A 17,796-nucleotide genomic window follows, 5' to 3' on the forward strand; every position below is an offset into this window, starting at 1 on the left:
TTTCCACTACTATCACTAACGCAAAATAAATAGAATTTAACCTAATGTAAGAAACATTTTTTTTTCAATTCAAATTAAAAAAACAGCTCCCAAAACAGGTTATTTTTTCAATAAATGCAGATGCTAAATTACTAAACAATTACCTAAAAAAAATGATTATTTGCTAAAATTTTAAAAAAAGAGTGTATTTTTTTTGTTAGTATCAAAAAAAGTGTTAATTTTATGAACTATTTTTTTACTAATAAATACATTCATTTATGAAGAACAATTACGATTCGGTTGTTTTCCGTATAGACACGGGGCCAACACATGTTTCAAATCAAAAAAACACAGCGCCACCATCAGTGCAACGAACCTGGCTTTCGTTTGTAATGTTGTTTGTTGCGTTGTTTACTTTTTTGACTTCACAGGCACAGACTACTTTAATTTCGCCCTCTGGTGATGGTGGCTTTGAACTTGGAAGTACTTTTGCAGATAACGGCTGGACAGCTGTAAACGCTTCTACGGATGGTTGGGCAATTGGAACAGCTCCAGTAGTTGCTGCTGGAACAAAATGTGGCTATGTATCTGCTAATGGCGGTACTGCATGGACATATTCACAATTATCAACTTATACGCATATTTATAAAGACGTGACGATACCTGCGGGTGAAAGTATTTTAACTTTAAAATTCAAATGGAAAGCTAAAGGAGAAGGAACAACCTCCTCAGATTATGATAATATGAAAGTCTTTATTGCTACTACTACAGTAACACCAGTTACTACTGCAGCTGTTAGTGGGGCAACTAATTTAAGTGGGCCAGGAGCTACAAACGGTATGTATAAATTAAATGATGCTGCATGGAATTCTGAAACAATTATTTTATCAGGAACACCAGGAACAACGTACCGATTGATTTTTTCTTGGAAAAGTGACGGTACTGATATTGTAAATCCACCTGCAGCACTTGATGAAATTTCATTAATTTCTAGAGCACCTGGAGATTTTATATCTGTTGCTACAGGAAACTGGAGTGCGGGTGCTACTTGGGATGCTGGATTTGCACCAACAAGTTTAGATAATGCAAAAGTAAGCACAGGACACGTGGTTACAGCAGATAATGTAAATAATTTAATCAAAAATTTAACGGTTGAGGGTACATTAGCTTATGCTTCTGCAGCTTCTTCTGTTACTGTTGGTGCGAATTTAACAGTAAATTCAGGTGGTTTAATAAATGTGTTTAATGGAACAACTGGAAAGTCATTAATAGTTGCAGGCAATATTACCAATAATGGTAGAATTGATGTTTCTGTTGGTTCAACAACTGCTGGTGCATTAACTTTAAATGGGACTGCTGTCCAAACCGTTTCTGGAACAGGTACTTTTGGAGGTACTGTTATTTCAACAGGAACAACTAATACAGCTGATGTAATTAGAAATTTAATTTTAAATAATACTAGTACAGCAATACCTAATATTATTTGGTCGTTTAACAACATAAAAGTTGCTTATAATTTAACTTTTACAAATGCAAAAGTGAATTTAGGTAACAATAAAATGATTTTTGGAAATTATGCCGCTGGAAATACTCTGACTGCTACTGCACCAAATGGAATAATGCCAGGTGGTAAATTTTCTAGATGGTGGACAACAGGAGCAACAGGAACTTCTTTTACAGCTGGAACAGATCCGTCAAATGGCACATCTAGATATCCATTTATTAATCCAATGGGTTTAAATAGAGCTATGTATATCACTCGTACCAATGCAACTGGAGCAGTGGCAGGTGAGTTAGCGGTTGTTTACACTGATGATACTACTAATAATACGGGGCTTTCTGTAGCTGATGGTGCTTATACCGTTACCGAAAGATTTAATGGAAATTGGACAGTTTCTAATGAAGGAACTGCTGTTTCATCATCATCTTATTTAGTTGCATTATTAGCACCAAATACACTATATCCATCAAATGGAAATGCAAGAGTAATGGCTGCTAGTGCTGCTATAAGTGGTACACATCAAAACGGAACAAATACACCAGGTGCTCAAAGAACAGGTGTTTCACAAACTGATTTATTAGCGGGGCCTTTATTCATTGGAATTGCTGCTTCTGATATTCCATTCGTTTCTACTGCAAGTGGAAATTGGAACGCAACTACAACTTGGAACAAAGGAACTTTGCCAACTTGCACAGATAATGTAACTATTGCTTCAGGACATAATGTAACGGTTAATTCGGAAACAAATGAATCTAAAGGAGTTACTATTACTACTGGAGGAACATTAACTATTGCATCAGGCGATCTAAAAGTAGGTTGTACTAATAATAACAATAATTTTACAAATAATGGAACGTTAACAGTTTCAGGAGGAACGCTTAACATTAATGGTAATTATTTGGGTAATGTGGGTGCAACTTTAAATCAAAGTGGTGGCGACATCAATGTTGATGGAAATGCTGCTGGAGTTACTGCAAATTCTGTTGCATCGGGTACTCATTTGTTTAATCATATTGCATCTGCTGTTGCTAATTTGAATTTAACTGGTGGTAGAATAACCATAGTAGATCCACATACGAGTACATCTAGTTCAGATTATGTATTTAGAATATCTCAAGGAGGGGCATATAATTCGGCATCTGCAAACCATACACTACGATTTGGTGATGGAATTTCTAATGATAATGGAGGAAATACTACTTATGGATTTTACTATTATTTATATCCTGGATCTTACCTTTATGGTCTAGGTAATTTAGAAATCAATGCTGGAACTACTGGTACAAACCGTTGGGTTTATAACGGTACTACATATTTAAATGGTAATTTAAATATTGTATCTGGTGAGTTAAGACAAGTGGGCTCTAGTATTACATGTCCTGGAAATATCACTAATAATGGTATATATACAAATGGAACTACTTTAACTTTAGGATTATATAATGGATCAGCTACGGTTGCATCAAATAACACTCAAACTATTTCGGGTTCTGGAGTTTTTAGAAATTTAATTACTGCAGAAACTGCTAATTTAAGTTCTTTAACAGTAAATAATTCAAATGCAACGGGGGTTACATTGAATATTCCATTATCAATTAGCGGTACTTTAACAATGACTTCTGGTTTAATAAATACTACAAATACTAATTTATTAAAATTAGGAACTGCATCTGTTGCGGGTACACTTTCAGGTATTCCTAGTGCTACAAATATGGTAAAAGGTCCTTTTGCTAGAACTATTGCTTCAGGAAATGCAAACACTAATTTTATCATGTTCCCAGTTGGGAAAAGTGCTTATACTCCAATAGAGTTGGCACCTGCAACAACAGCGGTAACCGTAATGAAAGCTGAAGCATTTGATAGCAATACTGGAACGTCAAACGCTTCTATTATCAACATGACAACAGGAAGAAGATGGGAAGCACCCGTTGTTTCAGGAACAGTAACAAATGTAAATGTAAGATTAACGGATGCTAATATATTAGCAACAAGTATTCCTGTTCAAGCATCTGCTGCTGCTGGAGAATATAATAACGTATTTGGTTCTGTAGCTACTGCTACAGCTGGAGTAAATACCAAATCTAATATGGCAGTATTGAGTGCTAATTATACTGGATTTTTAAGTTTTGCAGATTCTAATGCTTGTAGCGGAACACCAACGCCAGGTAATACAATTCCATCTGTTAATTCTATATGCTTGGGTACTTCTGTGAATTTAAGTTTAGAAAATGTCGTTTCTGGGTCTGGTGTTACTTACCAATGGAAATCATCAACAGATGGAACAACATATACTGCAATTACGGGAGCAACCAATGCTACATTAACAGTAACTCCAACATTACCTTTGTATTATAAATGTGAAGTAACATGCTCAACAGGGCCAGCAACAGGCTCTTCTACAGCAGTACAAATTACATTTGCAAATAGCATTACTGCTACTACACCAGCTACACGATGTGGTATAGGAACAGTAAGTTTAGCAGCAACAGCAAATTCAGGTGCTACTGTGAAATGGTATGCTGCTGAAACTGGTGGTGTTGCACTAGGGTCAGGAGCTACTTTTACTACACCAAACATTGCTGCAACTACTACTTATTATGCTGGTGCAGAAACAGGTACAGCTGGAAATGTAACATTAGGCACGGGAACAAACACATTAGGAACAGATTTGTCAGCATTTAATAATTATAGAACAAGTGCAAAATATCAAATGATTTATACCGCTACCGAATTAGCTGCAATAGGTCTATATGCGGGTGATATTAGCTCTATTGCATATTATGTAACCTCGTTGGGGGATGCTGCTACAAATCCAAATTATACTGTAAAAATAGGGACAACTACATTAGCTTCATTTGCAAATACTACTTTTACAACACCTACCCTTACAACATGTTATGGCCCTTCAACTTATACACATACAGCTAGTGGGTGGCAGACTATTAATTTTACTACTCCATTTACTTGGGATGGTACTTCAAATATTATTATTGAAGTAAGTCAAGACGGTGCTAATCTTTATTCTAGTGCAAGTACACGATATACAGCAACAACGGGTAATACGGTTTTATATTCATATAATGGAGCAAACAACACATTGTCTTCAAATAGATTTAATGTAATGTTTAACGGTCAAGTTGCATGTTCTTCTAGTAGAACTCCAGTTGTTGCAACTGTAACTACACCACCAACTTTAACTTTAAATACAAATAGCACAACTATTTGTTCTGGTAGTACTTCATCGGCTATAACTATTAGTACAGGAGCATCAGATTATGATACTTACAATTGGACTCCTGCAACTGGTGTAACTGGCAATAGTACTACAGGCTGGACATTTAACCCAACAATTTCAACAGTTTATACTTTAAATGCTTCACAATCAACAGGTACAACACCATGTAATAATATAGTTACTTTTCCAGTTACTGTAAATGCGGTACCTGCTGATATTGCAATTACTCCAGCTTCTGCTTCAATATGTGTAGATACTATTCAAAAATTAGAAGCTGCTCCAATAGATACTACTGTAACGAGAACAGTTGGAACTGCAACTACAATATCAGGAAACACTTCTCTTCCTACTGCTTTTTGTAATAGATTTGATCATTATTGGGGGCAAATGGTATTTACTGCGGCAGAGTTGAACGCTTTAGGTATTAATGCGGGTAACATAACAGCTCTAAAGTTTAATATAACTACGCAAGGAAGTGCCACTAATGTTACGGATTTTAAATTAAGAATAGGTACAACTGCCAATACCACTTTGAGTACATTTGTAACAACAGGTTTGACAACTGTTTTCAGTACGGCTACTTATAATCATGTAGTTGGCGAAAATACAATTACATTTCAAACCCCTTATACTTGGGATGGTACTTCAAATATAGTAGTCGATATTAGACAAACTGGTATAGATTCAACAAACAATGCTACTACTTATTATACCGCTACAACGGGTAATACAGTATTATATGCTGTTACTTCAACGCCAGTTGCGTCTAGTGATGCTTATGCGGAGTCTAATCCTTCTCCAAGTACAAGTGTTAATAGATTAAATACTACTTTTGTTGCTACAAATGCGCTACCATCAACTATTACATGGTCGCCTGCTACAAATTTATATACAGATGCTACTGCAACAACGCCTTATACAACTGGAACTGTCGCCTCTTCTGTGTATGTAAAATCTACATCGGCGGTTACAACTACATATACTGCAACTGCAACAGCTAACAATTCATGTACTAAAACCAAAACAGTTGAGGTAGTCGTTAAACCAAATACGACATTGACATTGACTTCTGCAACAGGAACAGATGCTCAAACCGTTTGTATAAATACGGCTTTTTCGGATATTACTTATAATATTACAACAGCTACTGGAGCATCTGTAACAGGATTGCCAGATGGTGTAACAGGTTCTTATGCAAATGGAGTATTTACTATATCGGGAACACCAACAGCATCTGGAACATTCAATTATACCATTACTCCATCAGGAGGTTGTGGAACGGCTACTGCTACAGGATCTATTGTTGTAAAACCAAACGCTACTTTGACTTTGTCATCTGCTACAGGAACAGAGGCACAAACTGTTTGTATTGATACAGCTTTGACAGATATTACATACAATATCACAACAGCAACTGGAGCTACAGTAACAGGATTGCCTGCAGGTGTAACAGGTTCTTATGCTAGTGGAGTATTCACTATTTCGGGAACACCAACGGAATCAGGAACGTTTGATTACATATTAACACCATCAAATGGATGTGGAACTGTTGCTGCATTAGGCTCAATAGTCGTTAAACCAAATACTACATTGACATTGACTTCTGCAACAGGTACCAATGCACAAAATTTCTGTTTGAATTTAACACTTATAGACATTACTTACGATATTACTACGGCAACAGGAGCCACTGTTTCGGGATTGCCCGACGGTGTAACAGGATCGTATGCTAATGGTGTGTTTACAATATCTGGTTTCCCAACGGCTTCAGGCACATTCAACTATACTATTACCCCTACAGGAGGTTGTGGTACAGCTACGGCCACAGGTTCAATTGTTGTAAAACCAATTTCAACGCTAACATTGACATCAGCCACGGGTACAGACGCGCAAACACTTTGTATTAATTCAGCAATTACTGATATTCAATACACGGTTGGTAATGCAACTGGAGCTAGCATAACAGGATTGCCAAATGGAGTTACAGGAACTTATTCAAATGGAGTATTTACTATTTCGGGTACACCAACGGAATCAGGAACGTTTGATTACATATTAACACCATCAAATGGATGTGGAACTGTTGCTGCATTAGGCTCAATAGTCGTTAAACCAAATACTACATTGACATTGACTTCTGCAACAGGTACCAATGCACAAAATTTCTGTTTGAATTTAACACTTATAGACATTACTTACGATATTACTACGGCAACAGGAGCCACTGTTTCGGGATTGCCCGACGGTGTAACAGGATCGTATGCTAATGGTGTGTTTACAATATCTGGTTTCCCAACGGCTTCAGGCACATTCAACTATACTATTACACCTACAGGAGGTTGTGGTACAGCTACGGCCACAGGTTCAATTGTTGTAAAACCAATTTCAACGCTAACATTGACATCAGCCACGGGTACAGAGGCGCAAACACTTTGTATTAATTCAGCAATTACTGATATTCAATACACGGTTGGTAATGCAACTGGAGCTAGTATTACAGGATTGCCAAATGGAGTTTCAGGTGCTTTTGCAAATGGAGTATTTACTATTTCGGGTACACCAACGGAATCAGGAACGTTTGATTACACATTAACACCATCAAATGGATGTGGAACTGTTGCTGCATTAGGCTCAATAGTCGTTAAACCAAATACTACATTGACATTGACTTCTGCAACAGGTACCAATGCACAAAATATTTGTTTGACAAATGCAATTGTCGATATTAAATATAATGTCGTAAGTGCTAGTGGGGCAACAGTTACAGGATTACCAGCGGGTGTGAGTGCAACTTTTGCTAACAACATGATAACTATTTCTGGAACACCAACAGCTACAGGCACATTCAACTACACAATTACTCCTTCAGGAGCCTGTGGAACGGCCACAGCCACGGGATCTATTGTGATTAATAATTGTCAGGTAGAATGGGCAAATTTACAAGCACCAGGAACAGCAAGTATCAATGTTGGACAATCTGTTACTGTAACAGGTCAAGTGTATAAAACGGGAGTTACTCCAGGCACAGGACAAGGTGCAAACATCACCGCTTGGATTGGATATTCAACAACTAATACCGATCCTTCTACTTGGACAAACTGGGTAGCAGCTACATACAATAGTGCTTATACTGGTTTTAGTAACGACGAATATAAAGCTACTATTGGTGCATCTTTACCAGCGGGTACTTATTATATTGCCAGCAGATTCCAATCAGTAACTGCTCCTTATGTTTACGGAGGATATAGTACAACAGGTGGTGGATTTTGGGATGGCAGCACTTTTGTAAATGGTGTATTAACCATTAGCTGCAACGTAGCTACACCAACAGGTAGCACCACACAAACATTTGTAGAAGGACACACTGTTGCAGACATCATGGTTACAACGCTTTCTGGTGCAACAGTAAATTGGTATGCCTCTGCAGCCGATGCAGCAGCAGGAACAAATGCCATACCTACAACTACAGTTTTGGCAAATAACACTACGTATTATGTAACACAAACAGTAGGCTCATGTACAAGTACGGCTCTTGCTGTTACAATTACTGTTACTTTGAAAAATGATTCGTTTGATAGTAAAGCATTTACTTATTATCCAAACCCAACATTTGACGTATTGCATTTGAATTATTCAAATGCCATTACAAAAGTAAAAGTAACAAACATGATTGGTCAAGAAGTCATTTCGATTTATCCAAATGCTACAACAGCGCAACTGGATTTATCGAGTTATGCAGCAGGAACTTATTTTGTCGAAGTAACCGCCGACACCGTATCTAAAACGGTTAAAGTGATTAAAAAATAACCTAATATGCCGTATTGAAATGAATTAAACTTCTAAACTACCCTTTTTATTATAAGAGGGTAGTGGTGAGGTTTGTAATAATTGTAAAAAAAAGGGCTGTCCTAAATGTATAGGGCAGCCTTTTTTTATTTTATATGTATATTTGGTATTATATCAAATAAATGTATAAAATGATTCTTTAATTAATTCTGTAGTAATGCTTTTAATTATGTTTTCTAAATTTTTTTATATAAGATCGTGATATTAAACTTTTTATGTAAAATTGCTTTAAAAAAAATCTAATTTTTTTTAAGATTGAAAAATATTTATAAAACATAATTATTTTACAATTTATTTTATATCTATAAATTTATTTTTTTTGTAAATACATTAAAATAAAGATTAATTAATTATTTTTTTAATGTATTTATTGAATTACTATAATAATATTTTACAATTTCAAAACGATTTAAGTTTGTTATAAATAGAAAAACGTTTTATTTATTCAATAAAACGTTTTTCTTTTAAAATAACTTTTCGATAATCATTTCTTCTGAAATTCCTTCGGCATCGGCTTTATAATTTTTAATAATTCGATGTCGTAAAATGCCTTTGGCAACTGCTCTAACATCTTCGTTATCAGGCGAAAATTTGCCGTTAAAAACAGCATGCGTTTTAGCAGCCAAAATCAAATTTTGCGAGGCTCTAGGTCCAGCTCCCCAGTCTAAATAATTTTTTATATAATCTGAAGCAAAATTGGAATCTGGTCGGGTTTTGCTAACTAATTTTACAGCATATTCAATAACATTGTCTGCCACAGGAACTCTACGAATAAGTTGTTGAAAATCAATAATTTCTTGTGCTGTAAACAACGGGTTTACAGTCATTCTAACATCAGAAGTTGTGCTTTTTACTACCATAACTTCTTCCTCAAAACTTGGATATTCAAGTTTAATCGAAAACATAAAACGATCCAACTGAGCTTCTGGCAAAGGATAGGTACCTTCTTGTTCTATTGGGTTTTGAGTTGCTAATACAAAGTATGGCAAATCTAATTTATAATGCTGCCCCGCAATAGTTACTGCCCTTTCTTGCATGGCTTCTAATAATGCAGCCTGAGTTTTTGGAGGAGTTCTATTGATTTCGTCTGCTAAAATGATGTTAGAAAAAATAGGGCCTTTAATAAATTTGAATTGTCTATTTTCATCCAAAATTTCACTTCCCAATATATCAGAAGGCATTAAATCAGGTGTAAACTGAATGCGCTTAAATTGCAAACCCAAAGCTTCTGAAATGGTATTGACCATTAATGTTTTGGCCAATCCAGGCACTCCTACTAATAAGGCATGACCTCCTGAAAAAATACTCAACAAAATCTGATCTACAACAATGTCTTGTCCAATGATGATTTTGGCAATTTCTTTTTTGAGATTATTTTTCTTTTGGACTAAATTTTCAATGGCATTTACGTCTGACATATTGTTTTAATGTTTTATTTTTTTAACCAATTGTTTGTAAAGGCACAATCCTGATAATCGGCATTGATTTTTACATACGTTTCTTTTATTTTGTTATCCATCCATTTGGCTATGGCTTTAATTTGTTTTTCTTTCAAAGCCAATTCTTTTATTTTAATATAATCTTTACCATAATCTGCCGTGTGTTCAGTAATTCTATTGGTTATAGTGATTATTTTGTATTTTTTTCCACCTTTTTGATCTTCTTCTACTAATGGAATTGTTATTTCTTTGGTTTTCAAATTAGAAATATCTGCATACAATGTAGGATTCATTTTTGTTAAGTCAAAACGAGTGTCTTGTGTTTTTGGGTTTATCAATTGTCCGCCGTTGGTACGGGTTTCTTTCTCGTCAGACATTTGTCTTGCAGCTTCTGCAAAACTAATTTCTTTGTCCTCAATACGTTTTTTTATCAAACTAATTTTCTCTTTTGCTTCGTCTAATGAGGCTTGTGTCGTTTTTGGTGTTAATAAAATGTGACGCAATTCTACATCCTGACCTTTTATTTTTTCGACCATGATGATGTGATACCCAAAATCGGTTTCAAATGGTTCAGATATTTCGCCTTCGGCCAATGAAAATGCTACATCTTTAAATTCTTTTACAAATGGTGTTTTTCTATTCATTTTATAAAAACCACCATTGGCTCTCGATCCTGGGTCTTGTGTATAAAGTACTGCTTTTGTAGCAAAACTAGCCCCTTCCATTACTTCTTTTTTAAACCCTTTGAGTTTGTCTATTACAGCTTGTTTTTCTTCTTGAGCCACTTTTGGGGCAACTACTATTTGGGCAACTTCTACTTCAGTTCCAATTATTGGTAATTCGTTTTGAGGGATTTTTTTAAAAAATGTACGCACTTCTTCAGGTGTGATTTCTACGCCATCAATAATCTTTTTTTGCATATCCGAAGTCAATTTGTTTTCTTTCAAAATATCAAAAAAATAGGACTTAAAATCCTCTTCGCTGTCTTTTTTATAGTATTTTAATACTTTTTCCATCGATCCAACATTTTCTACCATATAGTTGATGCGTTCTTCCATCATCAATTTCACATCGGCATCAGATACTACAATACTATCCTGAATGGCCTGATGGGCATATAGCTTGTCTTCTAACAACTTGCCCAACATTTGGCAACGGCTAATGTCTTTTATCGAGTTGCCCTGACTTGAAATTTCTATAAATGCTTTATCTATATCTGAATCTAAAATGATATAATCGCCCACATTGGCAACAATGCCATCTACTTTTCTTTTTTTGTTTTTGGTTGTATCTGTTTTTATTACTGCAGAAGTTTCTTTGATAATTTCTTGAGCATGTCCAATTGTAAATGCCAATAAAAACAGGCAAAAGGTTGTAAATTTAATTTTTTTTAAGTATTTCATGTTGTTATTTAGTTTGTATTTCTTTTTTTATTTTTTCAAAAATAGTCGAATTGATTTGTACTTTAAATTCTTTTTTCAAATTTTGAATCCAATTGGTTTCCAAATAATTTTGATAATCATTGATGAGACGTCCTTTGGCTTCTTCAAATGTTTTAAGTCTTTCGGGTATTACTTGATTGATTTTAGTTACAAAATAGTAATCACCTTCTTTTGTAATGTCTGATACTCCTTGCTCGATTTTGGTGTTTTTCGGAATAATCGTTTCATTATTTTCATAAATACCTTGATTTACAATAATATTTATGACCTCTTTTGTATTCAATGCTTCTTTTATTTCAGCAGCTGAAGCATTTTTATTCATTAATTTTTGAGCCTTTTTCACAACATCTTTATTAATAGACGATGCAATAATTATAGCCACACTTTCTCCTTGTTTATATTGATTTTTATTCCAATCAAAATAGTTTTTTAAACCGGTGGTATCACTTTTCGATTTTTCCCAAATTTCTTTTTCCATCAAATCAAAAAGTAGTAAACCTTCTTTATATTCTTCAACAACATATTTAAATTCTGGATATTCCATTTCTAAATGTTGATCGTAATAAGTTCTTAATTTTTCACTTTCAAACTCGTCATACAAATGATCCACCAATTGATCAATTGGTTTCAAAGTCAATTTGTTTTTTTCTTGTTCTTTAACATAGTTTAAAAATGATAGGGTGCTGATTTTTTCTTCATTAATTGTTAAAATGTCATTATTTAAAGCGGGTGTTGCCAGGGGTACTATCCATTTTTCGTTATAAATATCGTTGGTTACTGTTTTTTTGGCAGCCTCAAACGACTTCTGATTTTTTTGAATCTTGTATTTAGCTTTCAATTTTGAAGTAAGTGATTGTATGATCAATTTTGAACGGTCGTCTTTTGCCAATCGATCTTCTAAAAATGGTTTCATGTCTGTAAATGATTTTACAGGAAATTTTTCTATTAATTTTACAATATGCCATCCATAATTGGATAAAAAAGGAGCCGAAATTGGTTTTTCCAATGTCAGTCCTAAGGCCGTGTCTTCAAACTCTTCAGAATTGAGTTGTCCAGCTCCAAATCGACTTAAAACACCCCCTTTTGGTGCCGATGCTTTGTCTTGTGAATAGGTTTTAGCTAAACTTTCAAACGACTCTCCTTGTTGTAATTTCTTGTAAATGTCGTCTATCATTGCTTTGGTTTTCATATCTTCTGCTTCGCCACTTCCTAGTGTTTTACCAATCATGATATGGGCTGCAATCACCTCGCCTCTATTGTCTCTAATGTCTTCTACTTTGATCAAATGATAACCAAAACGGGTTCTAATAATTGACGACAATGCTCCTTTTGGGGTTTGATATGCCGCTGTTTCAAATGGATAAACCATTCTAAAAACCGAAAAATAACCTAGTTGTCCACTATTGGATTTTGCCGACGGATCTTGCGAATACAATGCGGCCAAAGTACCAAAGTTTTCGCCATTTTCAGCCCGTTTCTTAATATCCAATAGCTGCTGATAAGCTTTTAAAGTATCGGCTGCTGGAGCATTTTCATCACAGGTTATCAATATATGTGAGGCTTTAATTTCTTTTAAAGCCCTTTGATATGCTTCATCCAACAACTTTTGGGTTATTTTGGTATCCGTAAAATAAGTCCTAGACAATTGAGCTCTATAACCAATCAATTCATTTTTATAACGATCATTATTTTGTAAGCCAATTTTTAATGCTTTTTGAACTTTCAATTTATAACCAATATATAAATCCAAATATTTGTCTAAATCTTTTTGTGAATCATCTTTTACCAAATCTAAATTTTTCAAATACACTCTTGCAAATTCATCTGTATAAAAAGGTTTATCGTCTATTGTAAACAATATATCTTTTGATTGACTTTGAGCATAACTCTTTGTTAGTAAGATAATTATAATAAAAGAGAACCATTTTTTTAAATTCATTTTCATTTTTTTTAGATTAAACTACCGATTGATTAGCACTTTTTTTGATGTAATAAATAAGTTTTGTTACAATCAACAAAAATAACAATTTCAAAGCATTATACAACAATAAAAATTAGTATTAACAAAAAATTATAAAGTTTTAGCCTTTTTGATATGTAAATTGTATTGAAATATCCTGATTTTACATAATCAAATATCGAAAATAATAGTATTTTTGCACCTCAATTTTATATCAAAACATGAGTTTTTTAGAAGAAATACAAAGACGTCGCACATTTGGAATCATTTCCCATCCTGATGCTGGTAAAACAACACTTACAGAAAAATTGTTGCTTTTTGGAGGCGCCATCCAAGAGGCAGGGGCTGTAAAAAACAACAAAATTAAAAAAGGAGCCACCTCCGATTTTATGGAAATCGAACGTCAAAGAGGAATTTCAGTTTCGACTTCGGTTTTAGCATTTAATTATAAAGACAAGAAAATCAATATTTTAGATACTCCAGGGCACAAAGATTTTGCCGAAGACACTTTTAGAACGCTCACCGCCGTAGATAGTGTTATTGTTGTAATCGATGTTGCAAAAGGTGTTGAAGAGCAAACCGAAAAGTTGGTAGCCGTTTGTAGAATGCGAAAAATTCCAATTATTGTGTTTATCAACAAATTGGATAGAGAGGGTAACGATGCCTTTGATTTGATGGACGAAGTAGAACAAAAACTAGGGCTAACCGTTACACCTTTGAGTTTTCCAATTGGCATGGGCTATGATTTCCAGGGTATTTACAATCTTTGGGAACAAAATATCAATTTATTTAGTGGCGATAGTCGCAAAAATATCGAGGAAACCATTGCTTTTTCTGATGTTCAAAATCCAGAGTTAGAAAAAATAATTGGCCCAAAACCAGCCGAAAGACTGCGAGAAGAATTGGAATTGATAGACGAGGTTTACCCAAAATTCGACCGTCAAGCGTACTTAGATGGGCGGTTGCAACCTGTGTTTTTTGGGTCGGCCTTAAATAATTTTGGGGTTAGAGAACTTTTGGATTGTTTTACAGCAATTGCCCCATCGCCAAGACCAAAAGAATCTGAAACCCGACTGATTGATCCGAAGGAAGAAAAAATGACGGGTTTTGTGTTTAAAATTCATGCCAATATGGATCCAAAGCACCGAGACAGACTGGCTTTTATTAAAATTGTATCGGGAACTTTTGAACGAAATAAACCTTATTTTCATGTCCGACAAAAGAAAAATTTAAAATTTTCGAGTCCAAATGCTTTTTTTGCGGAAAAAAAAGAAATTGTTGATATTTCATATCCTGGAGATATTGTTGGACTACATGACACAGGCAATTTCAAAATTGGAGACACTCTTACGGAAGGGGAATTTACCAATTTTAAAGGCATTCCTAGTTTTTCGCCAGAGCATTTTAGATACATTAATAATGCAGACCCGCTCAAATCTAAACAGTTAGAAAAAGGTATAGACCAGCTGATGGACGAAGGGGTTGCACAGCTTTTTACGTTGGAACTCAACAACCGTAAAATTATTGGAACCGTTGGTGCTTTGCAATATGAGGTAATTCAATACCGATTGGAACATGAATATGGAGCCAAATGTTCTTACGAAAACTTTCCTGTTCACAAAGCATGTTGGGTAAAACCCGACGATTTGAAAAGTGACGAATTTAAAGAATTTCGTAGAATCAAACAAAAATTTTTAGCACACGACAAATACAACCAATTGGTGTTTTTGGCCGATTCTGATTTTACAATTCAAATGACTCAAAGTAAATTTCCAAGCGTAAAATTATTTTTTACATCGGAATTTGATTAAAAATAAGAAACGGATAAAACTCAAAAAAAAGGACTTCTACACGAAGTTCTTTTTTTTGCAAAAAATGATTATTAATTTGCTAAGATATTATTTTCCATAAAAAATCCGTTCTCATATAAAAATGAAAACGGACTTTTCGAATTGCAACTAAACTAAAAAACTATTTTGAATATCCTAGTAATAAGTAAAACGTCTTACTTTTGATATGTATTTGGCTAATCTAATCACTTGGTGGCTGTATCCATATTCGTTGTCATACCAAATGTAGAGTACTACATTTTTGCCATCGGCAGATACTATTGTAGCATTACTATCATAAATAGCGGGTTGAGATGTACCAACAATATCTGAAGATACCAACTCATTGTTCATCGAATATTTTATTTGCTCTACCAATTCGCCTTCCAAGGCATATTTTTTCATAATAGCATTTACCCCTTCTTTAGATGTTTTTTCCGAAACTTCTAAATTCAAAACAACCAACGAACCATTTGGCACGGGTACTCTAATGGCATTGGATGTCAGTTTGCCAGTAAGGCTTGGTAATGCTTTGGCAACCGCACTTCCGGCACCTGTTTCTGTTATTACCATGTTCAATCCTGCAGCTCTACCTCTACGGTATTTTTTGTGCATATTGTCCACTAAATTTTGGTCGTTGGTATAGGCATGAATGGTTTCTAAATGACCTTTAACCACACCTAAAGTATCTTCGACTGCTTTCAAAATAGGGGTAATGGCGTTTGTGGTGCACGAAGCTGCCGAAAATATTGAGACTTCATCTGGGTCAAATTCGGTATGATTGACACCGTGCACAATATTTGGCACCCCTTTTCCTGGTGCAGTGAGCAATACTTTTGACACCCCTTTTGATGTTAAATGTCTGGAAAGGGCTTCTTCTGTTGTAAAAGCTCCTGTATTGTCTATTACTAAAGCATCTGATATGCCATGTGTGGTATAATCAATTTCTTCTGGGCTGTTTGCTGTGATAATGTGTACCGTTGTACCATTGATAATTAAAGCATTATTGGCAGCATCGGCTACTACAGAGCCTTGAAAATCACCATGAACCGAATCGTATCGCAACAACGAAGCTCTTTTTTCGAGCGAAACGGCATCATTTTTATCACGTGTTACAATGGCTCTCAATCGCATTTGATTCCCTTGACCCATTTTTGACATTAATTCACGGGCAAGCAATCGGCCAATACGTCCAAACCCATACAATACAACATCTTTAGGTTGTATTTCGTGAAAGTCTTTTGCGGCTTGCAGTTTGTGAACTACAAAAGATTTTGCATTATTGTATATATTATTTTCATCATGAAATTCAAAAGTCAATTTACCAATGTCTAGTTTAGATGGTGGCAAATCGCTGGTTAAAATGGCTTTGGCAATTTCTACCGAATCAAAAACAGATATGGGTTTTCCAACAAATTCACCCGCATATTCGTGCAAATTGATAATTTCTGAAACGTTTTTGTCTATTAATTGGTTTCTAAAAAGCACCATTTCAATAGATTTTTCGTACCAAAGATCACTCACTATTTTGATGAGTTCTACTCCAGCCCGTCTTCTGTCTGCCTGAAAAGACAATTCTTTTTCGTATTGTGCAATTGTTGTCATGAATAAAAATAAATAATTTAAACTTGGGGTTTGCTTTAATTTGTGGCAAATGTAAATAAAATATATTATTCACGAAATCGATTTCGTGAAAAAAAATTAATTTTTTTTAAAAATCGATTTTTTAAGTAAATAATTGTCAAATTCATAATTTTGATTGGGTTACTCAATTAATTTAATACCTTTGTAAAAAATTAAAAGTTTTAAAATAAGCCCATTTTATCCATGAAAACGTCTCAAAAAGGAAAATTATACCTCATCCCAACAACTTTAGGCGAGGGAAATCCGTTTTTGGTATTGCCTCAAACCATTCAAAGTACAATAGCATTATTAGATGATTACATTGTTGAAAACGACAAAACAGCTCGAAAATTTATTAAAAATGTTTTGCCATCAAAAGTGCAATCCAGTTTGAGACTTCAAACACTCAACAAGCATACTGATGTAACAGCGCACCAACGGATGATACAACCATGCTTAGAAGGCAAAAATGTGGGACTCATGAGCGAAGCAGGTTGTCCTGGCGTTGCCGATCCTGGGGCTGTTATTGTAAAGTTGGCTCATGAAAACCATATTCAGGTTGTGCCTTTAGTGGGGCCTTCCTCTATTTTGTTGGCCATAATGGCATCTGGAATGAACGGACAAAGTTTTGCTTTTAATGGCTATTTGCCCATAGACAAATCTGAAAAAAAAGCCTCGCTCAAAACGTTAGAAAAATTGTCGTTTGACAAAAACCAATCTCAACTGTTTATTGAAACACCTTATCGAAATAACAAAATGTTGGATGACTTATTGCAAACCCTGCAACCTAACACTTTTTTGTGTGTAGCCACCGACTTGACCCTTGAATCGGAATTTATCAAAACCAAAAGGGTATTTGAATGGAAAAAAGACTCTGTTGATTTGCATAATCGACCTACAATTTTTATTATCCACAAAATCTAATCAATTAGTTAAGGTTCA

7 protein-coding genes are annotated in these 17,796 nt (G+C 34.8%); 3 read left to right on the forward strand and 4 right to left on the reverse strand.

Translation table 11 applies throughout. The features are described from left to right. Positions 1–257 precede the first annotated feature (257 nt). On the forward strand, positions 258–8,522 hold the full coding sequence (locus FBFL15_RS04030) for an Ig-like domain-containing protein (RefSeq protein WP_044032140.1): 8,265 nt from the start codon (positions 258–260) through the stop codon (positions 8,520–8,522). Positions 8,523–9,025: 503 nt separating this feature from the next. Here FBFL15_RS04030 and FBFL15_RS04035 read toward each other — a convergent pair. From FBFL15_RS04035 to FBFL15_RS04045, 3 genes are read right to left on the reverse strand one after another with little or no spacing between them, the layout of a single operon-like run. Continuing rightward, entirely contained in the window at positions 9,026–9,979 is a 954-nt protein-coding gene (locus FBFL15_RS04035) for an AAA family ATPase (RefSeq protein ID WP_014083380.1), read from the reverse strand. A gap of 14 nt (positions 9,980–9,993) precedes the next feature. Then, positions 9,994–11,403, reverse strand: a complete 1,410-nt coding sequence (locus tag FBFL15_RS04040; RefSeq protein ID WP_014083381.1) for a peptidylprolyl isomerase — start codon at positions 11,401–11,403, stop codon at positions 9,994–9,996. Between the two features lie 4 nt (positions 11,404–11,407). Then, the gene (locus FBFL15_RS04045; protein WP_231847489.1) at positions 11,408–13,387 is read right to left on the reverse strand and encodes a peptidylprolyl isomerase; all 1,980 of its coding nucleotides are present in this window, start codon (positions 13,385–13,387) and stop codon (positions 11,408–11,410) included. Positions 13,388–13,623: 236 nt separating this feature from the next. Between FBFL15_RS04045 and FBFL15_RS04050 the strand changes: the two genes are divergently transcribed. Continuing rightward, a complete protein-coding gene (locus FBFL15_RS04050; protein WP_014083383.1) occupies positions 13,624–15,213 on the forward strand; it encodes a peptide chain release factor 3 in 1,590 nt (529 codons plus the stop codon). A gap of 174 nt (positions 15,214–15,387) precedes the next feature. Here the strand turns inward: FBFL15_RS04050 and FBFL15_RS04055 are convergent, their stop codons facing one another. Next, entirely contained in the window at positions 15,388–16,836 is a 1,449-nt protein-coding gene (locus tag FBFL15_RS04055; protein ID WP_014083384.1) for a glyceraldehyde-3-phosphate dehydrogenase, read from the reverse strand. A gap of 222 nt (positions 16,837–17,058) precedes the next feature. On the opposite strand from FBFL15_RS04055, the gene FBFL15_RS04060 reads away from it, so the two are divergent. Further along, positions 17,059–17,778 carry an SAM-dependent methyltransferase gene (locus tag FBFL15_RS04060; protein WP_014083385.1) on the forward strand — a complete coding sequence of 240 codons (720 nt, stop codon included), beginning with the start codon at positions 17,059–17,061 and terminating at the stop codon, positions 17,776–17,778. Positions 17,779–17,796 lie beyond the last annotated feature (18 nt).

It is taken from the genome of Flavobacterium branchiophilum FL-15 (genome assembly GCF_000253275.1).
Taxonomy (GTDB): Bacteria; Bacteroidota; Bacteroidia; order Flavobacteriales; family Flavobacteriaceae; genus Flavobacterium; species Flavobacterium branchiophilum.